The organism is Tolypothrix sp. PCC 7712, assembly GCF_025860405.1.
GTDB classification, from domain to species: Bacteria; Cyanobacteriota; Cyanobacteriia; order Cyanobacteriales; family Nostocaceae; genus Aulosira; species Aulosira diplosiphon.
The window spans coordinates 695,874-722,441 of record NZ_CP063785.1; the positions used below are offsets into that span (position 1 = coordinate 695,874).

Sequence of the window (26,568 nt, forward strand, 5' to 3'; positions counted from 1 at the left end):
CTTAAAAACTTCCAAACGGAATCCGCGAAATTAAGGAAAATACACCAAACCCAACTAACAGCACACCGCTAACAGGGTTAATCCAACCAGACCAACGGCGTAATTCCAGCAGCCTTTTAATTGCTGCTGTAAATGTACCTGCCAAAATTAATGGTGCGACATAACCGGCTGTGTAAGCAATTAGCAACACCGCACCTAAAATTAAGTCTTGTGTATTCGCCACCCAACCCAGCAAGCTGGCCAACACTGGGGTACTACAAGGTGACGCAACTAAACCGAAGGTTAAACCTATCAAGTAGGAACGCACTCCTGGGGGTAAATCTTGGGAAATCCAATTTGTTTCACCTAAAGAGGGAAATTGCAGCGGTAGTGCTTCCAGCAAGTTCAGCCCCATGAGAATGGCGATAATACTGACAATTATCGGCAAACCGATGCCCACTTGACCGTAAACCTTGCCCACAAAAGCCGCTACTATCCCCATCCCAGCTAATGTGGTGGCTAATCCCAAGGCAAACCAAGTGGATTGGGCGGCGGCTTGTAGACGGCTTTTAGCTTCATAACCGCCGATATAGCCAATGGTAATTGGCAGCATAGAAAGCATACAAGGCGTGAGGCTGGTTAACAAACCAGCCGCGAAAATAACGCCAATACTCACCACACTGAGGTGTCCCAGCTGATTAGAGACTAGGGCATTGGCAAATTGTTCTAGTTTGTAAAGTTGGATTTGCAAAGTCTCAAGCATGGGGCATTATGACCGGGAAATGCTTACTATGCTTGAATTTTAGCTTAGTTTGGGACTTTGGGTAGAAGGAATCAGGGAAGGCGATCGCAATATTATAGAACTCATATTTTGATGTTTAAAGTTCAGGTAGTGGCGTGTCTAGACTAAAATGGTGCATTATTCAAACTCTTGTGGGATAGGCATCTTGCCCGTCCTGGGCGGACAAGATGTCCACCCCACAAGAAAATTATATTGCCACATTTTAGCCTTGCCACGCTACTACAGTAATTCTATGTTTACTTTATAAATAATCTCTCAGAGGAAGACGGTAGAGAAATACGATACCTACGATAAATGCACTTACTCTGTATAAGTTGGTAGCTGCCATTAATAAAATCTACTCTGGATGTTACTATTCCATTGCTCCAGAAACTTTTGATAAGCCAGATTTATTGCTTGCATTGAAGCTTTAGCATTCTCAGAAGCGTTAAGATCAGGATGGTAAAATCTTGCTAATCGACGGTAAGCAAGCTTCACTTCATTAGGATGAGCGTCCCGATCTACACTCAAAACTTCCCACCATAACTCAGAATCTATATTTTCGATTGTGAATTTCTCAAAGCTTTGAGTTGTTTGCCAAATCTGGACTGTAGCATTATTACCACCACTAATCAGGGTTTTGCCATCAGGACTAAAAGCTACAGGACTACGACCATAAAAAGTTTGTATGATTTCTCCTGTAGGCAGATGCCAAATGTTAATGACACCATCACTGCTGCTACTAGCTAAAGTTTTACCATCACTGCTGAGACTAATAGATAAAACCGCCGTTGAGTGTCCGGTGAGGGTGTGGAGTAATTCACCAGTATTGAGATTCCAAAGTTTAATTGTGGTGTCTGTACTGCCACTAATTAAAGTTTGACCATCAGAATTAATAACAACCGTGTTAACTGCTGCTAAATGTGCAGATAAAATAGAGCGCTGTTTTCTAGTATTGACATCCCAAAGTCTAATAGTTTTATCCGCACTTCCACTCACAATCGTTTTGCTATCTGGGCTAAAAATAACGCCTAAAACTGTATCTAAATGCCCATTTAAAGTACATTTAATTGTTCCTGTATAACCTCCCCAAATTCTGATAGTTTTATCATTACTACCACTCACAATGTATTTCCCATCAGGGCTAAAAGCAACTGAGTGAATAAAACCGTTATGGCTGTAGGGAGAGTTTAAATAAAAGAATGTACGCAAGAATTTTCTTGTATCTATCTGCCAACTGCTAATTTTACGATCTACACTACCACTGACAACTTTCTGCCCATCAGGACTAATAGCCACAGATAAAACAGCTTCTGCTTGTCCGGAGAAAGTATAAAGCCATTTTCCGCTGCGTAAATCCCATAGATGAACTTGTGCGTCATTACTGCCAGTAGACAGGAGATGACTATCTGGACTGATTGCGATCGCATTTACTGCTGCTGAGTGTCCCTTGAGTGTGCGTATACATTTCCAAGTTTCTGTTGTTGCAGCTGATGCAGGAATTATTTTTGTTTCAATATTGGTAGGAGAAGGTTCAGGATTAGTTTGATTTTTTTCTTTTAATTCAGCCTTCAATTGTTCCAATTCATCTTCAATTTCTAAAGCCGCAAATTTGGGGTTGAGATCCTCACCAGATAAAAATGCCTCTAACTCCATCACAGCTGCGGCATAATAATCCATTGCTAGGACTTTCTCTTCCATGCGCTCAAAAACTTGTGCAGGAGTTTCCTTAGTTTCCGATTCATCTAACAGCTTGGCAATCCCATAAGCGGCAAGTCCCACTACTGCACCAACCCCTACCATTGGTACTGTACCAATACCAACCGCCAGCCCTATTTTTGGCGCAACTAATCCCATACCACCCACAACGCTAGAAAATCCAGCACCGCCAACTGCGCCAATTCCCATTGCAGCAAAAGCTGCTGCATCTCCTTGGGCGATCGCACTAAACGCCCCATAAGCAGCTGCACCACCTACAGCACCAATCCCAACTACTGGAACTGTGCCAAGTCCCACAGCGCCAAATCCTCCAGCTAACCCCATCCCGCCAACTGTTGCGGAAACGCCAGCGCCTGTTATGCCGCCTCCAGCAATAAATGCTGCACCTGTTTGAGAATTTTGAGTCACTTTCAATTTATTTGGAGAATCTCTTCATCAACGATGCTCCAGATAAAAAACAGTTGAGAATGGAAAAAATACTTAAAAGTTTCTCTATCTTCTTTAATGCTCAGTTTCTATCGCCAAAAAAAGGATGCAAGCCCCTAAATCTACTTATGCATCACATAGATTAACACCAGGCACAAAACTTAAGTATGGGTATTGTAATGGGTGAATTTTGAATTTTGAATTTTGAATTTTGAATTCCCCGGAGGGGTTGACGGTATTGTAGTAAAAGCGATGCCTGGATAAAACAAAGAATTTATATGACTTCGGTTTCTCCTCATAAAAAAGCCAAAGCCTTAAAACCCACTAGCCGCCGCCCTGCTAAAGAACTGTGCAGCGAGTGCGGACTGTGCGATACCTACTACATCCACTACGTTAAAGAAGCCTGCGCCTTCATTAATCAGCAGATAGGGGAACTAGAAGCACAAACCCACACCCGTTCTCGCAACCTGGATAACCCCGATGAACTTTACTTTGGTGTTCATCAAGACATGATGGCGGCGCGGAAACAGCAGCCCATCGAAGGCGCACAGTGGACAGGTATTGTCAGTTCCCTGGCGATTGAAATGCTGAATCGTAGGCTAGTTGAAGGTGTTGTTTGCGTGCAAAACACCAAAGAAGACCGCTTTCAACCCATGCCAATTATCGCCCGTACCCCAGAGGAAATACTGGCAGCGAGAGTCAATAAGCCAACACTATCACCCAATCTCTCAGTTTTAGAGCAAATAGAACAATCTGGGATGAAGCGGTTATTAGTAATTGGAGTTGGTTGCCAAATCCAGGCATTAAGAGCCGTAGAAAAACAGCTAGGCTTAGAAAAGCTGTATGTTTTAGGTACGCCCTGCGTAGATAATGTTACCCGGGCTGGACTGCAAAAATTCTTAGAAACTACCAGCCGATCGCCTGAAACTGTCGTGCATTACGAATTTATGCAAGACTTTCGCGTTCACTTTAAACATGAGGATGGCTCTACAGAAATGGTGCCATTCTTTGGCTTAAAGACCAATAAACTCAAAGATGTCTTTGCCCCCTCATGCATGAGTTGCTTTGACTACGTCAATTCTTTGGCAGATTTAGTTGTCGGCTACATGGGCGCACCCTTCGGCTGGCAATGGATTGTTGTGAGAAATGATACAGGTAAAGAAATGTTGGACTTGGTGAAAGACCAGTTAGACACCCAACCTGTAATGTCTCAAGGGAATCGCAAAGAAGCTGTACAGCAAAGTATTCCAGCTTACGATAAAGCTGTGACTCTCCCCATGTGGGCAGCAAAACTTATGGGTGTGGTGATTGAGAAAATTGGGCCGAAAGGTTTAGAATATGCCAGATTTTCGATTGATTCCCACTTCACTCGTAATTACCTGTATGTGAAGCGGAATCACCCAGAGAAGTTGGAAGCCCATGTGCCGGAGTATGCTAAACGCATCGTTGAGCAGTATAAGTTACCAGACTAATACGCAACGATTTTAAGCAGGGCCGACAGCTTCTATTGCTGCTTCTAGTGCGATCGCAATATGTGTCCAATGCGTACCCCCTTGGCAATAAACCACATAAGGCTCACGCAACGGCCCATCTGCGGAAAATTCCAAGGTGCTACCTTCGATAAATGTCCCCCCAGCCATCACTACCTGGCTCTCATACCCCGGCATTTCATCGGGGATGGGGTCAAGGTAGGAACCGATGGGAGAATTTTGTTGTACAGCTTTACAGAAGGCAATGAGCTTTTGGGCGGAACCGAGTTTAATTGCTTGAATTACGTCGCGGCGGGGCGCAAGTGGCGCAGGATTGACAGGATAACCCAGTTGATCAAAGACATAACCTGTAAGGTGAGTGCCTTTCATCGCCTCTCCCACCATCTGCGGCGCGAGAAATAACCCTTGGAATAACAGACGATTTTGGTCAAAGGTTGCACCACCATAACTACCAATACCAGGAGCAGTAAGACGACAGGCTGAGGCTTCTACTAAATCAGCGCGACCAGCTACATAACCGCCAGCAGTCACAATTGTGCCACCAGGATTTTTAATCAATGAACCCGCCATTAAATCAGCACCAACATGGGTGGGTTCTTGAGTTTCGATAAATTCACCGTAGCAGTTATCTACAAAACAAACAGTGTTGGGATTTTGCTGTTTGACTAGTTGGACAATTTTTTCGATATCAGCAATCGATAAGCTAGGCCGCCAAGAATATCCGCAGGAACGTTGAATTAATACTAAACCTGTGTTATCAGTCACGCTAGTGCTTAAAGCCTGCCAATCAATATTTCCATCAGGTGTTAAGTCTAATTGGCGGTAATTTATGCCAAACTCAGTAAGGGAACCTTGACCTTTACCCCGTAAACCAATCACTTCTTCGAGCGTATCGTAGGGAGCACCGACCACTGCTAACATTTCATCTCCAGGACGCAGCACACCATACAAGGCACAAGCGATCGCGTGAGTCCCTGAAACAAACTGTACCCTTACTGCCGCAGCTTCGGCCCCCATTACTTCGGCAAATACTTTATCTAAAGTTTCTCTTCCTAAATCATCGTGTCCGTAGCCACTTACACCTGCAAAGTGGTGTGCGCCTACGCGTTGATCACGAAAGGCATGTAATACTCGTTGAAGATTGTGCTTGACCTGAGCGTCAATTCCAGAAAAAATCTCTAACAGTGCCTGTTCTGCTTGCCGCAGCTGTTCCAAGCTGTTCATTGGTTCCTCATTAAAAAAAAATTAAATTAATATGCGGATTTTTGGGATCGCGCAGATTAGGCTTCACCTTTCCTATTCAGGTTACTCATGACAATTGCTACCTCAACCAAACTTCAAATTAACTGGGTTAATACCCTCTTCTTCGCTGCGTTGCACATCGGAGCGCTGTTTGCCTTGCTTCCTAGCAACTTTAGCTGGCAGGCATTTGGTGTCGGTTTATTGCTCTACTGGATTACCGGAGGTTTAGGTATTACTTTGGGTTTTCACCGCCTGGTTACCCATCGCAGTTTTCAAACTCCCAAGTGGTTGGAATATCTATTGGTGCTTTTCGGAACTCTCGCCTGTCAAGGTGGGCCAATTGAGTGGGTAGGTACACACCGTATCCATCATCTACACTCGGATACTGAACAAGACCCCCATGATTCTAATAAGGGCTTTTGGTGGAGCCATATGGGTTGGCTGATTTATCACGCACCCGCTCACGCTGAGGTTCCTCGCTTCACTAAAGACATTGCCGATGACCCAGTTTATCAGTTTTTGCAAAAATATTTTATTCTCGTCCAAGTGGCCCTAGGTTTGTTGCTATTGGCAATAGGCGGTTGGCCGATGGTTGTTTGGGGCATTTTTGTGCGGATTGTTTGGGTTTACCACTGTACCTGGTTGGTAAATAGTGCTACACATAAATTTGGTTATCGTACCCACGACTCTGGCGATCGCTCCACTAATTGCTGGTGGGTAGCTTTACTGGTATTTGGTGAAGGCTGGCATAATAACCACCACGCTTTCCAATACTCAGCTCGTCATGGCTTGGAATGGTGGGAAATTGACATGACTTGGATGACTATTCAATTGCTGCAAGTGCTTGGTCTGGCTACAAATGTCAAGCTGGCAGATAAAAAGTCCTAAGCGAGTACATTGATTGGCAATTACATCTTGACATTGCACAGTCGATAGTTTACTCAGGGACAAAGTTTTTTTTAGTAACCAAAATATTGATTCCCTTAACTCTTAAACAAGAGTGAGTTGGGTTACTATAATCCGAGACGTTAATGTGTATAAGCTTTACGGCAAACCACTTAGTGGTGTGTTGGTGGAGGATTTTGTTGTTTTTCAGGTTTTCATGACTACATCAATAATCAAAATTCAAAATCAAGCTAATGACCTTGGTAGCTCCAAGCTGAAGCTAAAAGATATTATTAAAACCCTGCCCAAGGAGTGTTTTAAAAAGGATAAACGTAAAGCTTGGACAAATGTGGTGACTGCCGTTTTCATGGTGGCTTTAGGCTACTTCAGTCTGGCAATTTCGCCTTGGTTTCTCTTGCCATTTGCTTGGATTTTTACAGGTACAGCTTTAACAGGTTTTTTTGTCATTGCCCATGATTGCGGTCATCGTTCCTTTGCGAATCGTCGTTGGGTCAACGATTTAGTCGGGCACATTTTAATGATGCCTTTGATTTATCCATTTCATAGTTGGCGGATTAAACATAACTATCACCATAAGCATACAAATAAGCTGGAAGAGGACAATGCTTGGCATCCCATCACACCAGAAGTATTTCAAAATTGGGGGCCATTCCGCCGTTCAGTCTTTGAAGGCTTTATGCGTAAACGCTTCTGGTGGGTAGGTTCCATTGGACATTGGGCAGTTGTACATTTTGATTGGCGTAATTTCAAAGCTAAAGACCAATCAAGTGTTAAGCTTTCTGTGGCTGTAGTAGTAATTTTTGCAGCCGTTGCCTTCCCACTACTCATTGCGACAACTGGTATTTGGGGATTTGTCAAATTTTGGCTTTTACCCTGGATGGTTTACCATTTTTGGATGAGTACCTTTACTCTGGTTCACCATACTGCCGCAGATGTGCCCTTTAAGGCAGCTACCAAGTGGAATGAGGCTCTAGCTCAACTATCTGGCACTATTCATTGTGATTATCCACGCTGGATAGAATTTCTCTGCCACGATATTAATGTTCATGTACCTCATCATCTTTCTACTGCTATTCCTTCCTATAATCTGCGCTTGGCTTACAAGAGCATCAAAGAAAATTGGGCAGATTATCTTCATGATGAAAGCCAATTTTCTTGGGCTTTAATGAAGGACATTACCGGCCAATGTCAACTTTACACTCCTGATGTTGGTTATCAAACTTTTGACGATTATTACGCAGGGCGATAAATCAAAGATGAGGTATAACTTGGAAGATTATTTTTTCTTCTGGAAAGTTTTGCTTTTATCTTTGTAATTTCCCCTTGTTAGTGATTTGTATTCTGGCAGATCCTACTAATGAACATTGTTCAGGAAATTGCCAGAAGACAATTTTGTGTGGATCAGCACTCAAAAATATATCTCCGAAGCTGCTCATTGCAGAGGTCAAACGATTTTGGATTTTGGATTGGTTACATACTTTAGAGGTGAGACATAATCACAACCAACTAAAATACGCCAATCTAAAATTTTCAGTAACATTTCCTTGTTTACAGCAAGGCTTAGAATTTATATTCCATTGAATCCAGTGCCATCAAATAGTATCCCAGCCGACAGCGTTAAGCTACTCCATCCCCTTAGCTCACAATCATCTGAAGATTCGGCAAAATTACCTTTTACTCTTCAGGAATTAAAAGCAGCAATCCCACCTGAATGCTTTCAGCCAAATTTAGGTAAATCTCTGTTCTACTTTTTTCGAGACATCCTCATTATTGGTCTACTTTACGCAGTTGCTAATTATCTGGATTCTTGGTTTTTTTGGCCAATTTTTTGGCTAATGCAAGGAACAATGTTTTGGGCTTTGTTTGTAGTTGGACATGACTGCGGACATCAATCTTTCTCTAAAAAGAAATGGCTCAATGATTTAATTGGACATCTTGCACACACACCAATACTCGTTCCTTATCACGGTTGGCGAATTAGCCACAGAACCCACCATCTCAATACCGGCAATATCGATAATGATGAAAGCTGGTACCCTGTGAGCGAATCACAATATAAAGAAATGCCGTGGGAACAAAAGATAGGGCGGTATTATGTGTTTTTCTTAGCTTATCCGGTTTATCTGTTTAAGCGTTCTCCTAATAAAGAAGGTTCCCACTTCTTACCCAGCAGCTCACTTTTCAAACCTTCTGAAAAATGGGATGTGATTACCAGCACTGTACTGTGGACTTGCATGGTAGCTTTGCTTGGCTTTCTTACATATCAGTGGGGTTGGTTATGGTTGTTGAAAAATTACGCCGTACCCTACATTGTGTTTGTAATTTGGCTAGATGTGGTGACATTCTTACATCATACTGAGCCTGATATTCCCTGGTATCGTGGCGAAGATTGGACTTTTCTCAAAGGTGCTATTTCTAGCATTGACCGTAATTACGGTTTAATCAATCATATCCATCACGATATCGGTACTCATGTAGCTCACCATATCTTCCTGAATATCCCTCATTACAATTTGCTCAAGGCAACTGAAGCAATTAAACCAATTATGGGGGAATATTTCCGTGAGTCTCAAGAACCCATTTGGAAGTCATTATGGCGTTCCTGTATTAGCTGTCATTTTGTGCCCGATTCTGGCGGAAAAGTTTACTACACATCTAATAGTAAACTTGCTAAACCTTCATAAATAGACAGCATTTGATGAACTAAAAAAGCATAGCTCAGAAGATAATCTGCTGACGCTTTTTTAAGTTTCCATTAACTAGTGCTAGCTTCTTATGAAGCAGCACTTTCATATTAAAGTTACGTGAGTAAATCTATGACAACAGCACCAGAGACAAGAGTTACTTTTACTAAAAACTTTGGTTTTAGAAAAGAACTGAATAAACGAGTTGATGCTTATTTTAAGTCAAACAATATTTCTACCCGCGATAATCCAGCAATGTATTTCAAAACATTGACTATTGCTGTTTGGGTAATTGGAGCCTGGACATTTACTCTCTTCGGCCCCCCGCAAATCTGGCTGAAAGTGATTGGCTGTATTGTTTTAGGATTGGGTATTGCGGCTGTCGGATTTAGTGTCGGACATGATGCTAATCATGGCGGTTATTCGAGTAAGAAATGGGTCAATACTCTTGTGGGTTCAATTTATGACGTAATTGGATTATCTAGTTATTTATGGCGATATCGGCATAATTTTCTACATCATACTTATACAAATATCTTAGGTCATGATGTGGAAATACATGGTGATGGCTTAGTGCGAATGACTCCCTATATGGAGCATCAATGGTATCACCGATTTCAACACATATTTATTTTATCTATCTATACAATCATCCCTATTTACTGGTCTTTTGCAGATATTCACATCATTCTGTTTAAGCGTAAATATCATTCCCATGTGGTTCCTACACCCAAACCACTAGATATGCTGATTCTTTTTGGCGGTAAAATCATCTGGCTAGCACTTTTTCTAGGAATTCCCATTGCTGTAGGCTACAGTCCTATACAGGCGCTTGTAGGATTTCTCATCACTTACATGACCTATGGATTTTGGATTTGCATAGTTTTTATGCTGGCTCATGTGATGGACACAGCAGAGTTTATCCAACCAGATAGTCAACCAGAAGAAATTGATGATGAATGGGCAATTTTCCAAATTAGAACCACCGTTGATTTTGCTCCTAAGAATCACTTCTTAAATTGGTATTTAGGTGGACTGAATTACCAAGTCGTCCATCATTTATTCCCTCAAGTTTGTCATATTCACTATCCCAAAATTGCTCCTATTTTGGCAGAATTGTGTGAGGAGTATGGAGTGAAATATAATGTCTGCCCAACATTTACATCAGCGCTTATTTCTAATTTTCGTTGGTTGAAATATTTAGGCACTACGCCAAACGCAGAATATAAAACTCCAGCTTTAGTGAATAGTTAGTATTCAGTAAGCTTCTTGTATAGTGTCAATAAGACAGAATATAGCTTATATTTAATCCGCTTTATTGACACTATACTATATACCAGATTGTGAATTTTTAAATAGATTAATTTTTAGGGGCATAGTATTACTATGCTCCTAATTTTATTTGTATTTGTGATTTAGCATTTGGGACATCAAAAATCCTACCCTGCAAGATTTATATGTATTATCCCCAGTCCCTTAAAACCTACCATTACCCTGCACAATATGCTTAACAGTCGTCAGGGTTTCTAGGCTGATAAATCCCCGGCGATGACCTTTTTGATTAGACATTCCTAAAAATATCGAGTCTCCCCGTGAAGGATTGCGAGAAAACTTTGGGGAGGCATTGATATAAGTAGAGGCGCTATTTACCCCTAAAGCAAACTGGCGACTTTCTTGATAAGATTCGGTGACAATGCAGTCAGCATGACCGCTACTGTATTGATTAATCCACGCGATCGCAGCTTCTAAGCTATCAACCAATTTAAAGGCTACGGTTTTGGTTAAATAGGCAGTTCCCCATTCGGTATCTTTCGCTAGCTGCAATTGGGGAAAGGCTTCTACTAGTTCCGCATCGCCTTTAACTTCAAAGCCTTTGTCTTTTAAACTATTCCACAAAACTGCTAAGGATGAAGGTAAGGCTTGGCGATGAATTAAGACTTTTTCAATGGCGTTGACTGGATCTGGATCGCTTTCATGGCTATCGATAATCATCCAGCGCACCATTTCTAAGCTACTATTGAGCGACCAGTAAAGGTAACAATTGCCCATTGCTGACTTTAACACTGGGCAAGTTGCTTGTCGCATGACTTGCTGTACCAAGGTGGAACGTCCGTAGGGAATAACTAAATTTAAGTATTGGTCTTGCACAACCAAATCCCGAACGGAAGCACCATGTTCTGTGGTAATCAATTCTAAACAGCCTGCTGGTAAACCAACTTCAGTAATCGCACTTTGGAGAACATTAGCGATCGCTTCGTTAGAATGACTGGCCTCAGTACTGCCTTTAAGAATAATACTATTACCAGTTTTGATACATAAACCAGCTGCGATCGCTCCTAAATCGGGGAACGCTTCATAAATGAATCCAATCACCCCTAAAGGCATTAACTGGGAGTAACTTTGAGAATCATCCTGCTGATACTCAGCATTTCTCACCCGCCGCAGTGGATCGGATAATTCCCCTAACCGTTGTAAAATTTCCACAGTCGTTTCTAGCCTGGTGGGAGTTAATTTCAGCCAATCTAAAATCAACTCTGGCACTGCCATTTCTCGGCTTGCTTCTAGGTCTAATGTATTAGCTTCTAGAATGTCATCAAAAGCGCGTTCTATAGCCCGCGCCATTGCCAATACAGCACGACTGCGGTCTACTCCTTTTGCGATCCCCAGCTTAAGGGAAGCTTGGTAAGCGCGTTTAGCGCTATTTATTGGTTCGGGGATATCATCCAAAACTTCAACGGTCATTGAGTTAACGTCTGTAGGTAAGCCAGACCATAAGTGCTGGCAAAATAGCCAGAAGTACCGCCACCATTGCCCAAGCAATAATGGTGGAACCATTTGCTAATCGCAGTGCTAATGGTAGCCATATAATCACTAGCACGAAAATAATGCCCAGCGCTATCGGTAGATAGCTTTCTCCTAGTTTTGGATGGACAACGTGCCAACTATTACCCATCCAGCGCCAAGCACGTTTGTAGGGGTAGGTGGTAGAAAGTTGCTCTAGGACATAAGCATCATTTTCTACCACAAAGATTTGTTGACAGCGATCGCAACCAAATGCATCTGTCAGGGTAATCGGAATTAACCGTCCTCGGCGACGGCAGGGACAAGGATATTCCGTATTGAAGTCTATTTTTTCAGGTTTTTGAGATTGCACAAGCGTTCTAATAACTTGAGCTTATTTTTTACAATAGGTGAAAACACTATGCCTTGGTCTATGCCTTGGGTAGTGGTTTTCTGATTTTTTCAGCTTGATACAGATAGGAGACAAAGCCGAAGTTGCAATGATTCTCCAGGATAAATGAGGCTGAATGAGGCTGTGATCACAGCCGTCTTCACGTTCGGTTAGTTAAATAAAGCTTATCTGGCTGTTGTTCCCTATGTTGAGCAATTTTTTTTAAGAGTTTTCTCGTCTGCATCTGTGGCTTAAAAAGTAATCTAGTAGTGTTTTTTAGACATTTATTGTTTTTGAATATCTGGCACCGTTTTTAGTTTAAGTGGCAATATCTCATAAAACAACCGTTCTCTGAGGTCAAGCTTAAAAATAATTAGTACCAGCAAATCAAGGCTAAGTTTTTACGTCAAACGAATTACAATTTACTCGTCAGACTAATCAGGAGTCAACAGTTCAAGTTAGCCTAAAACAGGCAATTGCAAAAGCCAATGAACTTAACAGTGCCGACTCTTGGTCTAGGTAGATTTTGGCTCACTTCACAGCCACAAGGCGCTTGACACCTACACAATATTGCTATTAATCTAGCCACCCTTGATCCAGTGTAGTACACTGCATAAAAAACGAATTGACTACATATATGAAGATTAGATTAAGCCTATATCTCAGTCACTAGAGACTTACACTTTCACTTCATCTATTCTTATTTTTATAAAGCGGGTAACGCGATTCGAACGCGCGACATTCACCTTGGCAAGGTGACGCTCTACCACTGAGCTATACCCGCATTGCTTAACACATTTAATATAATGTCATAAATATCCTGGTTTGTCAACCCCCTGATTGAAGTTTTGAGTCAAGGAGGGGATTGGGGGATTAGGGACTGGGGACTGGGAATTAGGAAAAAAATGACTTTTGAACGCCAGTTGCTACAACGGGGGAAACCCCCACAACGCACTGGCTCCTTTTGTACAGACGCGATGCATCGCGTCTCTGCGACTCTTGTTAGCCCAATTCTTCAGACTCAGGGGAGAAATTGCCGATGCTGGCGCTGGGGAAAGATGCTGGTAGAGATGGGCTATTACGGGCGTATGGCTCTGCGAGATTAGAGCGCAATTGCCGCATCAGGCTGGCCATTTCTAAGGCATTCATAGCGTATTCCCAGCCATGATTACTTTTTATCCCGGCTCTTTCTAAAGCTTGCTGCATGGTGTCTACTGTCAAAATGCCAAAAATTACAGGCACACCAGTTTGAAAGCTTGCGGCGGCAATGCCTTTGGCTACTTCTGAAGAGACATAATCGAAATGGGGTGTTTGCCCGCGAATGACAGCGCCTAAACAAATAATGGCATCATAGCGATGAGAAAGCGCTAATTGCCGGGCGACTAATGGTACTTCAAAGCTTCCAGGAACCCAAACGTAATCAACTTGCTTACCTTGGGGGTCGGGATCTACACCGTGGCGTTTCAAGCAATCTTGACATCCCTCTAACAGCTTTACGGTAACTAGGTCATTAAATCGACCAATTACCAATGCAAACCGCAAAGGTTCTGTTTGAGTAAAAGTTCCCTCAAAAACTGCCATGACCGCCTCTTTACAAACTATACATCAAGGCTAATATACATTTCTTCTGCAAAGATAGAAGAGCAGAAGAACACAATCAGCTAAAAAGAACAAGGCGAAAAAATAAATTCACCTCAATTACTCTTTAGCGTAGCTCTTCTGCTCCTGAATATTTTTGCTATTTAACTGTGTCTCTAAGCGATCGCTTACACTACAAAAAAGTTTAATAGCCCTACTAAAAGTACCAAAGCGATCCAAACTCCAGAACCTAGCCAGAGTAGTTTTTTCGACTCTACCCAATTTTGGGGGGTCGCATAGGCAACAGGAACGCCAATAACTAATACAAAAGACAGCAGAACCAATCCTAACAAAGCAATTTGGAATATTATGGTCATTTTTGCTTCTCCCAAGACAGCGAAATACTAAAGATAGAATATCGTACAGGGCAATACTGACATTTCCTTATTTGTTAAGCTATCAGAAATTGCGTCACTATAGTCATTAATCCCAAGTCCAAATCATGAATGTTGCTTAGTCCTTCTGGAAGTGCAAAGGATAAGGGAGATAGGGAAGACAAGGCATAAATATTTATATTACTATGCCCCATGACGGCAGTTGCTCCACTTGGGGAGACCCCAAGACCGCACTGCCTCCCCCATGCCCCATGCCCCTTGACCCTTGACTATGGACTTAATTCTTTGCCACACTACAGCTGATTTTGACGCACTGGGCGCTGCGGTAGGGCTGACGCGGTTACAACCAGGTAGCAAAATTGTACTAACAGGCGGCGCTCATCCACCTGTACGAGATTTTTTAGCATTGCATCGTGATGAATATCCGCTGATTGAAAGGCGTTCGGTCAATCCTGAGAAAATTCGTTCTATAACCGTGGTCGATACTCAACAGCGCGATCGCTTGGGTAAGGCTGCTGAATGGTTCGATTTACCCAATGTCAAAAATATCATTATCTACGATCATCACCTGGGACAAGATACAGATATTCCCGCCACTCAAACTCATATTTCCTCAGTAGGAGCCACTACAACTTTAATGGTGGAGCAATTGCAACAACAGCAAATCTCTCTTACACCATTTGAAGCTACAGTTATGGCTTTGGGTATCCATGTGGATACAGGTTCGCTAACATACGAACAAGCCACGCCACGAGATGCTTTAGCTTTGGCTTGGTTAATGCAACAGGGAGCCAGCTTGTCTGTAATTTCGACTTATCGAGACCCTGGTTTGTCACCGCAATTACAGCAGCTATTAACTAAGGCACTGGACAATTTAGAATATCTTTGCTTGCGTGGATATACGATTGCTTGGGTAACTTTAAAAACTAATGAATTTGTGCCAGGGTTATCAAGTATTGCTTCCCAACTAGTTGAGTTAACCGAAATTGATGCTTTACTGTTGGCAAACGAATACCCTTTGACAGAAGATGAATCTCGGTTAACAATAATTGGGCGATCGCAAATTCCCGAGACTAATCTCAACGAATTATTCCAACCTCTAGGCGGTGGGGGTCATTCGCAAGCAGCATCCTTAAATTTACGCGGAGTCGATTCTCAAGCTGTCCTCAAGCAACTCCTAGATGATTTTAAAGCCACAATTCCCCATCCCCTCACAGCTAGGGATTTGATGTCCTCCCCTGTCCGCACTATCCGTCCGGAAACCACAATTACGGAAGCACAGCGGATTATGTTGCGTTATGGACACTCCGGTTTATCTGTAGTTGATGCTGAAGGGCAATTATTAGGTATTATTTCCCGCAGAGATATTGATATTGCTTTACACCACGGCTTTAGTCATGCACCAGTTAAAGGCTACATGACATCCAATATCAGGAGTATTACACCCGAAACAACATTGCCACAAATTGAGGCGTTGATGGTGACTTATGATATTGGACGATTACCAGTATTAGATAATGATCAACTAGTTGGAATTGTCACCCGCACTGATGTATTGCGAGAATTACATCAAAATAGCGCCGAGTTCCGAGAGATGGATTCTCAGTCGCAATTTCCTCTCAAAACTCAAGATTTAGGACTCAGCACAGAATTAAAAAATCGCCTGACTCCCCAATTATGGCAATTGCTTACCCAAGCATCTCAAGAAGCCGAAAAACGAGGTTGGCATTTATATTTGGTTGGGGGTGCAGTCCGGGATTTACTATTAGCTGAGGGTGCTAGCAAGACTTTAATGATTAAAGACATCGACTTAGTAGTTGATGGCTTCCATAAAGCCGCAGATGTGGGTGCTGGTGTCGAACTAGCCAAAGCGTTACAACAAATACACCCAGAGGCGCGCCTAGAAATTCACGGTGCTTTTCAAACTGCGGCTTTGCTATGGCACAAACACCCAGAATTAGATTCATTATGGGTAGATATTGCAACGGCTAGAACTGAATTTTATCCTTATCCTGCTGCGAATCCGGAGGTGGAAGCGAGTTCTATTCGCCAAGACTTATACCGCCGAGATTTTACCATCAACGCTATGGCACTGCGGCTGACTTCTTCCCGTCCTGCTGGGAGAACACAGCAAGCTGCACCCCTACTCGATTTCTTTGGCGGATTACTAGATTTACAAGCCAAGAAAATTCGCGTTTTACACGCCAACAGCTTTATCGAAGATCCCACCCGGATTTATCGCGGTGTGCGTTTTGCTGTCCGCTTTGGATTTGATATTGAAGCACAATCAGAAGATTATATTCGCTATGCCATTAATAGCGGTGTTTATGATCGCACTGCTCAAGAGAATAGCAGAACTCCAGCTTTACAAACTCGCCTCAAAGCCGAATTGAAACATATTTTGGAAGCGCCTTACTGGAAACCTGCTTTACAATTACTCGATAACTTAGGCGCATTGCAGTGCATTCATCCCACCTTGAAATTAGATGAGGATATCTTACGAGAATTGCGTTTATTAGAGTTATGTTTGCGAAGATTTGACCGCCAACAAACTTTAATTCATTGGCAAATGCGTTTAGAAACTTTAATTGCTCACTTATCACCTAAATATAGAGAAAAAGTTGCCAAAAATCTGCAAATGCAAGAAGAAAGTATTAGCAGATTGCAAACTTTAGCCCATGTACAAGCTGAGGTAATAGCATCATTATCTAATTTTCAATCTCCCAGTCAGATAGTAAATTTATTGCGACAGCAGGATTTACAAACACTGATTTTAATTGCTTTGAAAAGTCCACGAACAATCCGAAGACAGATTTGGCATTATTTAACAGTTTGGGCTAATGTTCAACCTATTCTCAACGGTAATGATTTAAAGCAACTTGGCTACAAACCAGGCCCCCAATATCGCCAAATCCTCGACGATTTACTCACAGCAACTTTAGATGGCATAATCAACAATAAAACAGAAGCACAAGAATATTTAAGCACGCATTACCCTCAATAAATTCTCTCCTCTCTGCGTCTCTGTGCCTCTGCGTGAAAAAAAAATTATTTTAACTTTATCTTACCGCTTTTATGCAAACACAAACACAAAAAATATTCTACACACCAGAAGAATATCTCCAACTGGAAAAAACATCGGAATTTAAAAATGAATATTGGGATGGAGAAATTGTACCAATGGCTGGCGGGACAACTAATCACAACGAAATCGCTCTCAATTTTTGCACCAATTTTAAATTTACAACGCGAGGTAAAAACTACAAAATATATATGGGTGATGTCAAATTGTCGATACCGCGTTATCGCATTTACACATATCCAGATATTATGGTCATTCAAGGAGAACCAATATATGAGGGAAATGGTACTACTACAGTGACAAATCCATTATTGATTGTAGAAGTATTATCTAAATCCACAGAAAACCACGATAGAACCAATAAATTTAGATTTTATCGTTCCATCCCAACATTAAAAGAATATATTATGATTGACCAGTATGAATATCTAGTTGAGCAGTTTACTAAAAATGCTGATAGTCAATGGGTATTAACTGAATATGAGTCTGAAGATGCAGTATTATCACTTCAGAAAATAGACTTTCAAATTCCCTTTAGTGAAATTTATGCAGGGGTGAATTTTGAAGTAGGCGAAGAATGAATTTTGGCTTGTCTTTCAATTCGCATCTGGCGCATTTTTTCTGACAAATGTTTTTTTCTGACTCTATGACTATATTCTATCCATTGAAATATTTTAGTGAAAGCGATCGCACTACATGAAGGGCTTGGAAAAAAGGCGATCGTATTCTTAACTAGCTAGATTAAATTGAAAATTCACTATTAGCATAAGACTACGCTGCATATCTTATAATCTCGACCTCTGCGCCATTATTCACAGCTATTTCTGCCCTTTCTAGGACTTGTTCAGTAATGGAATCACTTAAATAATATTCTCCGCAGTTATCACAAACTTCTGCTGGAAATTTTTTAATTATGATAATACATTCATCTCTTTCTAAGGTAACAGTTACTAAACCAGGTTTAGTTTCTCCGTGCTTGCAAATGACACATTTCATAGTTTTTGTCTCCTAATTATAAAATCATTTGACCAAATGTTTTGATCGAGAATATAAGCAGTTACTACATATCCTGTATCTGTAGATTCATCATATGAATATACGACATGAACAGGTTTACCTTTGAGTTACGGCTTGATTAAATATTCTTCAGAGTTACGATATTTAGTAATTAACTTACGTGTTTTTAGGGGTGAATAAAGCAGCATGGAAAGTGCGGATAAACTGGTTCCAGTTAGTGCCAACAAAACTAATGGATTTAGAAAGCCTGCTATTATCCCAGTTCCTGCGCTAGCTCCAAATCCTAATGTTAGTAGTACTTGTAGCCATAGCTACCACCACAGTCATTAAAAACAACCCAATTAAACTACCAAAGGGTATCTTTCGCTTGTCATGTCTAGCAAGGGAACGCACAAGTCAAGTTATTTTTAAAACGGAAAGATTATCAATGCTGTGCCTCTACAATTTGTCTTAACACTAGGTACATGACCGAAATAGTTACTCTACAGCATAAGCGGTGAATTGCCGTTTAAAAGGCGAATAAAAACCAATTACAATATCATAATTAGGTACACCACACTCCACTAATTTTTCCGCAATCAGTTCTTCCGTACCATTATATTGAATCCATATTTTTCCATTTAAAATATCAAAATGTAGCACAGGGCCAAATACCCTTTTATCGCCATTCCAGCCAACATAAGCTAATTGATAATGGTCGTTGTCATTATCAAAAATCAATTATGTATTTTTAGACCATATTAGTTGGGATAACTTTAATGAATCAACCGACTTCAAAACACAAATAGAATCAAATAAAAACTACACTGGATATTATCCAGAATCAGTTCACGTTGATAAAATTTATCGCACCAGAGAAAACCGGGCTTGGTGTAAAGAACGAGGTATTAGAATTAGTGGAGTTCCTTTAGGAAGACCTCCAAGAAATCTGAGTAAAGAAAAAAAGAAGCAAGCTTTACAAGACGAGAGAATTCGTAATTATATTGAAGGCAAGTTTGGAGAAGGTAAAAGAAGGTTTAGCCTGGGTAGAGTGATGGCGAAACTCTCTCATACTTCTCAAACAGCAATTGCTATTACTTTTTTAGTCATGAATCTTTCTACTCACTTGTCACGGGTTTTTTATGCCTTTTTCTGTCTATTTTTAAAAAATAGACCTTTTTTAGAGATTGACATAATTGAACATTATGATTTTGCTAGCTATGGGCAACAAAAACTTATCTTTAACCTTGTTTAAATAACTAGTCAACCCAAAAGAATTGCTTTTTTATGACTTTTTCAGCAACCCCTAAATAGGTTTGTTCGCCTAATGTTTTTGAAAGCGACGTTGTAAAGATACCCGACTTTTTCAAAAAGTCGGGTATCTAAATTCCGCGAAAGTCAGCGTCGCGCCACGAGTCATAGTTGATCACTTATTCCCCTGACGGGGATGAAAAATATGGCACTGGAGGGTCAATTCCTTTAACTGCTTGACTCTCCAGTTTTGGGGCTACCAGATATCCCCATGATTAAAATCTCAACTATAGTTTGTTGCTTCTTGGCTAATTTTGTTCAACAGCAAAGATAATTATCTGGTGTTCGCAATTGCTGCTAATTATTGGACAGTGATTGTACCAACCATACCAGCACCACGGTGAGGTTCGCAGTAGAAGGTGTAGTCACCAGCAGGTGCATCTGCGGGGATGGTGGTGGTTTGCTTTTGACCAGGATTCATTAACAATTGCTTGTGAGACAATGATTTAGCTAAATCAGCGCTCTTTGCAGGGTTTTTAGCTGTATCAAATACAACGTTGTGGGGAGGAACTTTGTTGTTTACCCATTCAATGGTGTCGCCAGGTTTAACGCTTATTTTTTTGGGTTCAAATGCCAACATTCCTTTGTCAGTCCCTAGCTTGATTTGGTATGTGTCAGCCGATGCGCTGGGAGTAAAAACAGCAAAGCTGCTCACGACTAAAAGAATTGTCAAAACAGCTAGGCTAAAACGCCGCCAGCTTGCTGCAATTAATTTCATGGCTTCTCCTAACAAACAGTTTTTAATTTCTCTTTCCTATTTTAAATACAAATAACGCTAAATACGACAAACTGTCATAGATAATTTTTTTTGTAAAATATCGCCAACCAATACTGACGCAAAATCTGAAAAAATGTAAACCTGGAACGGCTTACCGCAGACTAGGAAAGAGAAATTCCTAGTTTCTTACCCTATATGACGTATAGAAGAGTCAGGAAGCAGAATTTTAGAGATTTATTGCATCAACCCTATCAACGCCCATTAATAAAAAGTTGTGCAATCAGTAATAAATACTAGATTGACATATAGCAAAATATCTGTATATGAAGAGGTTTAGTACTCAGGTAAAAATAATTTTATAGAAAAGCTGCATCAATGTTCAAAAATCTTCTTGGCCCCAACCAGGAGCTTTTTTTGCTGCGGCGAGAACAAAAGCTGCTAAACTCTCTATTTGCTGTTGTGGCAAAAAATTGGGTGTTAACTGCCGACACCAATAAGTTTCTTGACTACCATCATAGGTCATTGGCTGGCGCATAAATTCTATCAGCGCGTTAATGCGATCGCGCGGCGGATTCGCACCCTGGAGTGTTGTTAGCGCCAGGGATACTTGAGGATCGGGTAAAGTTGCACCACCAACATGGCAATTAATGCAGTTGGCTTCAAACAGTTTTTTACCCACAGATAATTCTACAGGTGAAAACAGACGCGTATTACCCTGTGCATCCATTTCCAGGGCAATTGGCTCAGTGACATGTAAATATCTACCTATATAAGGGTCAATATTGGCAGCGTGAGCTATTAAGCTACTGCTGTCATAAAAAACAAAGAAAATCACCAAAACCAGGAAAACACAACGAGCCAAAAATTTATCCAACATACACAAGCAGTATATTGCGATCGCGTTCCCAAGGTACTGAGATCTAGATTCTCAGTCCTGAGTCTTTGAGGAAGGGAATTAGCGGGTAATCTTAAATCCCTAGTCCCTAAATCTCAGAACTCAGCACCCAGACCTCAGCACTAATGACTAGATTTAGTAGTAAATCTTACCGCCGCCCCACTTAGTACCTACAACTTTGGGTTGTAAGAGAATATGACCAGCGATCGCTTCTAAGTCGTCATCAGTTAGGTTTCTCATTTCTGTGAAAATATCTGCACTCTTGGTGCTGGGGTGTAATTCTGAGATATCTTCTTCACCGTCATAAGTAGTAGGATTCTTCATGTAATCCACCAAACCTTCAATATTATTACGGTTTGGTGTAGCCAGTGATAATGCTTCTGGTTCCAGCCCTACGTTTTGGTTAGTCTTAGTTACACCACCAACGTGACATTGAGCGCAAGCGTATTGAAATAAACGTTTACCTTCTTTGACTTGTTTCAAGCTGAGTACAGTTGTATCACCTTTGTCATTTAATGTTACTGTCCGGGTGGCTTTATCCAGTTCTACGGCTGTCGCATTACCGACAAACAACTGAAACGTTAATAAAACAGTAGCTACAACAACGCCAATTAATCTTCTAAACATGTTTCCCCTTAAAGATTTTGACACTCAACACAGCTATTTAGCGTGACTCAATCTCCATGTTGTTATTTGTTCATTGCTATAAGCCAAAGCCATAGCAACAAAGCCCTTCAGGTGGCTTCAGTTTCACCCAACAAGCCGCTAGTACTTATGGGATATTTTTCAGCCAATATGTGAGAAATAATTGCCTTTGCAGCCGCCAACGCCAAATGGGTCTTTTGGTGTTTATCGGCAATTAAGAGGTGGTTGTACAGAGAAAACCCTTTCTCCACAGTATTCCTGCGGTCTGCTGCTATCTCTGCGATCCATAGGTCTGCAAAACCCATAATGTTTTCTTAACTGATATATAGAGATTGAGTCGCTGTAATACCAATATCACGTTAAGAGTGCAATTTGTCGCCCAAAATACTGTTCTTGTAGTGGGGAGAGTGGGGACTGGGGATTGGGGATTGGGGATGAGGGAGATGAGGAGGATGAGGGAGATGAGGAGGATGAGGGAGTAGGGGAGGATGAGGGAGATGAGGAGGATGAGGGAGATGAGGAGGATGAGGGAGATGAGGAGGATGAGGGAGATGAGGAGGATGAGGGAGATGAGGAGGATGAGGGAGATGAGGAGGATGAGGGAGTAGGGGAGGATGAGGGAGTAGGGGAGGATGAGGGAGATGAGGAGGATGAGGGAGATGAGGAGGATGAGGGAGTAGGGGAGAAATAATTAATGACAAACACCCAATTACCAATTACCAATTACCAATTACCAATTACCAATGCCCAATGCCCAATGCCCCATGCCCAATGCCCATATTATTACCCCTTCCCCCCCGTAAATGTGACACTTTGAATAAAGTAACGGTTGAAAAAGGCGTAGATTCCCAAGGCTGGTAGAGTGAAGACCATCGAAGCTGCCATGATGTAGTTCCAATAGCTGATGTATTGACCTTTGAAGGTGTTTAATCCTAAAGGGAGGGTAAACATTTCGGGGTCGAATAAAATTACCACAGGAAGCAAAAAATTATTCCAGCTACCCATAAATACAAACACTGCTTGGGCGGCGAGGGCTGGTTTGGCTAAAGGTAAGACAATATGCCGAAAAATTTGTAAGGTATTTAAGCCATCAAGTTGTGCGGCTTCTTCTAGTTCTTTAGGAAAATTAACGAAAAATTGCCGCATCATGAAAATGAAAGTGGCATTAACCATGCTAGGCACAATCATGCCTTGGTAAGTGTTGAGCCAGCCGATCGCTTTTAAAATTAAAAAGGTGGGAATCAGGGTAATCTGAGCAGGAACGGCTAAAACCGCTAAAATTAGCAAGAACCAGAAGCTTTTACCCGCAAAGCGCAATCTAGCTAAGGCATAACCTGCCATTGAGTTCAGCAGTAAATTTAAAATTGTCACACTGAGAGCAATTAGCACACTGTTAAATAACCAGCGCCAAAATAGGGGTTCTTGTAAGAATATTTGCTTGTAGTTATCAAAGGTAAAATTTTGTGGTATCAAATTGGGCTCTCCACTAACAATTTCTGATAGCGGCTTAAATGAGGCTGAAAGCGCCCATAAAAAAGGAATTAAGGTAATGACAGCATAGAGTGTAAGTAAGGCATAAAAAAGTATTCTCAGCCAGGGAAAGTGCAAGATTTTACTCAAATTCTCTCACCTCCAAACAATCGCTGCTGAATCAAAGTAATCGCAATAATAATTGCTGCTAGCAAAAAAGCGATCGCAGCTGCATAACCCATCTGTAAATTCCGAAATACAGCTTGGTAGATTAACAGTACAACAGTGAGGGTGGCATTATTTGGCCCACCAGTCCCGCCAGAAAAAATATAAGACTGATCGAATAATTGAAACGTGCCAATTATCCCCATAGCGACAACAAAGAAGGTAACTGGCTTGAGTATGGGGATAGTAACATGAATAAATTTTTGCCAACCATTTGCCCCATCCAGTTCTGCGGCTTCGTAAAGCGATTGGGGAATATCCTGCAACGCTGCTAGGTAAATCACCATGAAAAACGGCGCTGTAGACCAAATATTCATCATCATGATGCCTTTGAGGGCAACGGCTGGATCTCCTAACCAGTTATATGTAGGTAATCCCAAAGCCGCGAGAAAATCATTTAATAGCCCATCGGTATTGTAAATCCACATAAAAATCAGCGTTAGTACGGCTGAAGATGTGACCGTTGGTAAAAAATATAGGATACGCCACCAATTTTTTCCCCGAATGCCAGAATTCAGCGTTACAGCTAAAATTAAAGCCAGGATAGTTTGGCTGGGCACAACGATCGCCACATATTCTGCTGTATTTCTCAAAGCAATCCCAACGCGCTCATCTTCAACCAAGCGTGAGAAATTGCGAAAGCCGATAAACTGGTACTCAATACCCCCAAGCAGCTGGACTTTGTGCAAGGAAAGAAAGACAGCATAGAGAATCGGCAGAATCACAAAAATGCCCAAAACTAAAATAGTAGGCATCATAAATAGATATCCAGCCAGGTTTTCTGTCATACTCCACCTGGGATTTCTCTGCCGTCTCCTACTTTCCAACATAATTAACCTCCCCTGAATCTCGCATCAACCCAGCTGTAGCGAATGGCTGTGCATGATTATTGATCGTACTGCTTATGAGGGAGATTAGGGGGATGAGGTAGATGAGGTAGATGAGGTAGATGAGGGGGATGAGGGGGATGAGGGGGATGAGGGGGATGAGGTAGATGAGGGAGAAATACCCATTACCCAGTCCCCAATCCCCATTACCCCTTATCCCCAGAGGGGGCCCCGAGTTCCCCAATCCCCAGTCCCCAATCCCCAATCCCCAATCCCCAATCCCCAGTCCCCATTCGATTACTCTATGGAAACCGACAGAAAGGTTTATGGAACTTTAGTTCAGAACAATAGATAGAATGAACAAAGTTAGCCTTGATGTCTAATCGCCAAAACCTATACAACTCATGGATTTTGCTAATCTTGCATCCCAGTTAAATGCTGGAACGATTTTACCAGAGGGTATTGTCATACTCACCCTTTTGGGGGTTTTGATTGTTGATTTGATTTTAGGGCGTACATCTTCGCGCTGGATTGGGTATCTGGCGATCGCAGGTTTACTTGCGTCGATTGTCGCCCTGTATTTTCAATGGGATGCTACTAATCCCATTGCCTTTAGCGGTGGCTTTAATAGTGACGACCTTAGTATCGTCTTTCGCGGGATTATTGCCTTATCTGCCGCAGTCACCATCTTAATGTCCATTCGCTACGTGGAACAGAGTGGCACGGCTTTAGCAGAATTCATTGCGATTTTGCTTACCGCTACCCTAGGAGGAATGTTCTTATCCGGGGCTAGTGAGTTGGTGATGATTTTCATCTCCTTAGAAACCCTGAGTATTTCCTCTTATTTGTTAACCGGTTATACCAAGCGTGACCCGCGCTCTAATGAAGCGGCGCTGAAATACCTGTTGATTGGTGCTTCCAGTACAGCAGTATTTTTATATGGCGTATCGCTGCTGTATGGCTTATCAGGTGGACAAACAGAACTGAGTGCGATCGCTAATGGCATTGCTACAGCTCACATTGGTCAATCATTAGGTATAGTGATTGCCTTGGTGTTTGTGATTGCCGGGATTGGCTTTAAAATTTCTGCTGCACCCTTCCACCAATGGACTCCAGACGTTTACGAAGGCGCTCCTACCCCAGTGATTGCCTTTTTATCTGTCGGTTCCAAAGCAGCAGGTTTTGCCTTAGCTATCCGCTTACTCACCACCGTCTTCCCCTTGGTTGCTGACGAGTGGAGATTCGTCTTCACCGCCCTTGCAGTTCTCAGCATGATTTTGGGTAACGTAGTCGCCCTCGCCCAAACCAGCATGAAACGGATGCTGGCTTATTCATCCATTGCCCAAGCTGGGTTTGTGATGATTGGCTTGATTGCTGGTACTCAAGCTGGATATTCCAGTATGATATTTTATTTACTGGTCTATCTGTTCATGAACCTGTGCGGTTTTACCTGCATTATTCTGTTCTCTCTCCGGACAGGAACCGACCAGATTGCCGAATACTCTGGTTTGTATCAAAAAGACCCACTGCTCACCTTGGGTTTAAGCATTTCCCTGCTGTCTTTAGGCGGTATTCCCCCACTAGCCGGATTCTTTGGGAAAATTTACCTATTCTGGGCTGGTTGGCAAGCAGGACTTTACTGGTTAGTCTTGTTAGGCTTAGTTACTAGCGTTGTCTCCATCTACTACTACATCCGCGTAGTCAAGATGATGGTAGTCAAAGAACCACAGGAAATGTCTGATGTGGTAAAAAATTACCCTGCCATCAATTGGAATTTACCAGGCTATAGACCTTTGCAGGTAGGATTGGTAGTGACTTTAATCGCTACTACCATTGCCGGGATTTTGTCAAATCCCCTATTTACCTTAGCTAACAATTCAGTTGCTCATACAGCCATATTGCAAACAGCTACAATTGTCAGCTCTCAAGCAAGTGCAGTTACTATCCAGCAACCCGAAGAGTTATAAATTGCCTCATATTGATCCCCCCTAGCCCCTTTAAAAAGGGGGAAAAGTTCTTAAAGTCCC

The 26,568-nt window shown here is 41.8% G+C and carries 24 protein-coding genes, 1 tRNA gene and 2 pseudogenes; 11 read left to right on the forward strand and 16 right to left on the reverse strand.

Annotated elements, in window-relative coordinates; all coding sequences use genetic code 11:
• Nucleotide 1: 1 nt before the first annotated feature.
• Both HGR01_RS02670 and HGR01_RS02675 read right to left on the reverse strand, forming a co-directional pair.
• Nucleotides 2-742, reverse strand: a complete 741-nt coding sequence (locus tag HGR01_RS02670; RefSeq protein ID WP_045871909.1) for a cytochrome c biogenesis protein CcdA — start codon at nucleotides 740-742, stop codon at nucleotides 2-4.
• Between the two features lie 366 nt (nucleotides 743-1,108).
• Nucleotides 1,109-2,887: a DnaJ domain-containing protein gene (locus tag HGR01_RS02675; protein WP_045871910.1), complete on the reverse strand. Its 1,779-nt coding sequence runs from the start codon at nucleotides 2,885-2,887 to the stop codon at nucleotides 1,109-1,111.
• A 296-nt stretch (nucleotides 2,888-3,183) separates the two neighbouring features.
• Here HGR01_RS02675 and HGR01_RS02680 point away from each other — a divergent pair, with 296 nt between their 5' ends.
• Nucleotides 3,184-4,377, forward strand: coding sequence for a Coenzyme F420 hydrogenase/dehydrogenase, beta subunit C-terminal domain (locus tag HGR01_RS02680; protein ID WP_045871911.1), 1,194 nt, complete (start codon nucleotides 3,184-3,186; stop codon nucleotides 4,375-4,377).
• 12 nt (nucleotides 4,378-4,389) lie between these two features.
• On the opposite strand, the gene HGR01_RS02685 is transcribed toward HGR01_RS02680, so the two are convergent.
• Nucleotides 4,390-5,619 carry an aminotransferase class I/II-fold pyridoxal phosphate-dependent enzyme gene (locus HGR01_RS02685; protein WP_045871912.1) on the reverse strand — a complete coding sequence of 410 codons (1,230 nt, stop codon included), beginning with the start codon at nucleotides 5,617-5,619 and terminating at the stop codon, nucleotides 4,390-4,392.
• Nucleotides 5,620-5,706: 87 nt separating this feature from the next.
• Here HGR01_RS02685 and HGR01_RS02690 point away from each other — a divergent pair, with 87 nt between their 5' ends.
• From HGR01_RS02690 to HGR01_RS02705, 4 genes are all read left to right on the forward strand, one after another.
• Nucleotides 5,707-6,525 (forward strand): acyl-CoA desaturase, encoded by an 819-nt coding sequence (locus HGR01_RS02690; protein ID WP_045871913.1) that lies wholly within the window; start codon nucleotides 5,707-5,709, stop codon nucleotides 6,523-6,525.
• 214 nt (nucleotides 6,526-6,739) lie between these two features.
• Nucleotides 6,740-7,792: a fatty acid desaturase gene (locus tag HGR01_RS02695; protein ID WP_045872124.1), complete on the forward strand. Its 1,053-nt coding sequence runs from the start codon at nucleotides 6,740-6,742 to the stop codon at nucleotides 7,790-7,792.
• 337 nt (nucleotides 7,793-8,129) lie between these two features.
• Nucleotides 8,130-9,227 (forward strand): fatty acid desaturase, encoded by a 1,098-nt coding sequence (locus tag HGR01_RS02700; RefSeq protein WP_045872125.1) that lies wholly within the window; start codon nucleotides 8,130-8,132, stop codon nucleotides 9,225-9,227.
• A gap of 132 nt (nucleotides 9,228-9,359) precedes the next feature.
• A complete protein-coding gene (locus tag HGR01_RS02705; protein ID WP_045871915.1) occupies nucleotides 9,360-10,481 on the forward strand; it encodes a fatty acid desaturase family protein in 1,122 nt (373 codons plus the stop codon).
• A gap of 222 nt (nucleotides 10,482-10,703) precedes the next feature.
• Here HGR01_RS02705 and HGR01_RS02710 read toward each other — a convergent pair whose 3' ends face one another.
• From HGR01_RS02710 to psbZ, 5 genes are all read right to left on the reverse strand, one after another.
• Nucleotides 10,704-11,969: a glutamate-5-semialdehyde dehydrogenase gene (locus HGR01_RS02710; protein ID WP_045871916.1), complete on the reverse strand. Its 1,266-nt coding sequence runs from the start codon at nucleotides 11,967-11,969 to the stop codon at nucleotides 10,704-10,706.
• Between the two features lie 4 nt (nucleotides 11,970-11,973).
• Nucleotides 11,974-12,381 carry a hypothetical protein gene (locus HGR01_RS02715; protein ID WP_045871917.1) on the reverse strand — a complete coding sequence of 136 codons (408 nt, stop codon included), beginning with the start codon at nucleotides 12,379-12,381 and terminating at the stop codon, nucleotides 11,974-11,976.
• Nucleotides 12,382-13,111: 730 nt separating this feature from the next.
• Nucleotides 13,112-13,183: transfer RNA gene (locus tag HGR01_RS02720), tRNA-Gly, on the reverse strand.
• Nucleotides 13,184-13,401: 218 nt separating this feature from the next.
• Complete coding sequence (gene ribH, locus HGR01_RS02725) at nucleotides 13,402-13,980, reverse strand: 6,7-dimethyl-8-ribityllumazine synthase (protein WP_045871918.1); 579 nt, start codon at nucleotides 13,978-13,980, stop codon at nucleotides 13,402-13,404.
• Nucleotides 13,981-14,165: 185 nt separating this feature from the next.
• Nucleotides 14,166-14,354 (reverse strand): photosystem II reaction center protein PsbZ, encoded by a 189-nt coding sequence (gene psbZ / locus HGR01_RS02730; protein WP_045871919.1) that lies wholly within the window; start codon nucleotides 14,352-14,354, stop codon nucleotides 14,166-14,168.
• A 289-nt stretch (nucleotides 14,355-14,643) separates the two neighbouring features.
• Here psbZ and HGR01_RS02735 point away from each other — a divergent pair, with 289 nt between their 5' ends.
• Nucleotides 14,644-17,376, forward strand: a complete 2,733-nt coding sequence (locus HGR01_RS02735) for a CBS domain-containing protein (protein WP_045871920.1) — start codon at nucleotides 14,644-14,646, stop codon at nucleotides 17,374-17,376.
• Nucleotides 17,377-17,447: 71 nt separating this feature from the next.
• The gene (locus HGR01_RS02740; RefSeq protein WP_045871921.1) at nucleotides 17,448-18,035 is read left to right on the forward strand and encodes a Uma2 family endonuclease; all 588 of its coding nucleotides are present in this window, start codon (nucleotides 17,448-17,450) and stop codon (nucleotides 18,033-18,035) included.
• Nucleotides 18,036-18,225: 190 nt separating this feature from the next.
• On the opposite strand, the gene HGR01_RS02745 is transcribed toward HGR01_RS02740, so the two are convergent.
• Together HGR01_RS02745 and HGR01_RS02750 are read right to left on the reverse strand one after the other, a co-directional pair.
• Nucleotides 18,226-18,450, reverse strand: coding sequence for a type II toxin-antitoxin system MqsA family antitoxin (locus HGR01_RS02745; RefSeq protein WP_045871922.1), 225 nt, complete (start codon nucleotides 18,448-18,450; stop codon nucleotides 18,226-18,228).
• 498 nt (nucleotides 18,451-18,948) lie between these two features.
• Nucleotides 18,949-19,191, reverse strand: a pseudogene (locus HGR01_RS02750) (XisI protein); the annotation flags it as partial.
• Between the two features lies 1 nt (nucleotide 19,192).
• Between HGR01_RS02750 and HGR01_RS02755 the strand changes: the two are divergent.
• Nucleotides 19,193-19,705: pseudogene (locus HGR01_RS02755) on the forward strand (transposase); the annotation flags it as partial.
• 357 nt (nucleotides 19,706-20,062) lie between these two features.
• Here HGR01_RS02755 and petE read toward each other — a convergent pair.
• The 4 genes from petE to HGR01_RS02775 form a co-directional block, all read right to left on the reverse strand.
• Nucleotides 20,063-20,479 carry a plastocyanin gene (petE, locus tag HGR01_RS02760; RefSeq protein ID WP_045871924.1) on the reverse strand — a complete coding sequence of 139 codons (417 nt, stop codon included), beginning with the start codon at nucleotides 20,477-20,479 and terminating at the stop codon, nucleotides 20,063-20,065.
• A gap of 379 nt (nucleotides 20,480-20,858) precedes the next feature.
• Complete coding sequence (gene psbV2 / locus HGR01_RS02765) at nucleotides 20,859-21,356, reverse strand: photosystem II cytochrome PsbV2 (protein WP_045871925.1); 498 nt, start codon at nucleotides 21,354-21,356, stop codon at nucleotides 20,859-20,861.
• A gap of 153 nt (nucleotides 21,357-21,509) precedes the next feature.
• Nucleotides 21,510-22,001, reverse strand: coding sequence for a photosystem II cytochrome c-550 (gene psbV / locus HGR01_RS02770; RefSeq protein WP_045871926.1), 492 nt, complete (start codon nucleotides 21,999-22,001; stop codon nucleotides 21,510-21,512).
• Nucleotides 22,002-22,108: 107 nt separating this feature from the next.
• The gene (locus HGR01_RS02775) at nucleotides 22,109-22,324 is read right to left on the reverse strand and encodes a hypothetical protein (RefSeq protein ID WP_045871927.1); all 216 of its coding nucleotides are present in this window, start codon (nucleotides 22,322-22,324) and stop codon (nucleotides 22,109-22,111) included.
• 116 nt (nucleotides 22,325-22,440) lie between these two features.
• On the opposite strand from HGR01_RS02775, the gene HGR01_RS02780 reads away from it, so the two are divergent.
• Together HGR01_RS02780 and HGR01_RS02785 are read left to right on the forward strand one after the other, a co-directional pair.
• A complete protein-coding gene (locus HGR01_RS02780; RefSeq protein ID WP_210403112.1) occupies nucleotides 22,441-22,710 on the forward strand; it encodes a hypothetical protein in 270 nt (89 codons plus the stop codon).
• Nucleotides 22,711-22,713: 3 nt separating this feature from the next.
• On the forward strand, nucleotides 22,714-22,836 hold the full coding sequence (locus HGR01_RS02785) for a hypothetical protein (protein WP_264265307.1): 123 nt from the start codon (nucleotides 22,714-22,716) through the stop codon (nucleotides 22,834-22,836).
• Here the strand turns inward: HGR01_RS02785 and HGR01_RS02790 are convergent.
• Entirely contained in the window at nucleotides 22,803-23,639 is an 837-nt protein-coding gene (locus HGR01_RS02790; protein WP_045871928.1) for a carbohydrate ABC transporter permease, read from the reverse strand. The two genes, HGR01_RS02785 and HGR01_RS02790, sit on opposite strands and share 34 nt — an antisense overlap.
• Nucleotides 23,636-24,544 carry a carbohydrate ABC transporter permease gene (locus tag HGR01_RS02795; RefSeq protein WP_045871929.1) on the reverse strand — a complete coding sequence of 303 codons (909 nt, stop codon included), beginning with the start codon at nucleotides 24,542-24,544 and terminating at the stop codon, nucleotides 23,636-23,638. Before HGR01_RS02795 ends, HGR01_RS02790 begins: the two co-directional genes overlap by 4 nt.
• A gap of 401 nt (nucleotides 24,545-24,945) precedes the next feature.
• Here HGR01_RS02795 and HGR01_RS02800 point away from each other — a divergent pair, with 401 nt between their 5' ends.
• Nucleotides 24,946-26,508: an NAD(P)H-quinone oxidoreductase subunit N gene (locus HGR01_RS02800; RefSeq protein WP_045871930.1), complete on the forward strand. Its 1,563-nt coding sequence runs from the start codon at nucleotides 24,946-24,948 to the stop codon at nucleotides 26,506-26,508.
• Nucleotides 26,509-26,568 lie beyond the last annotated feature (60 nt).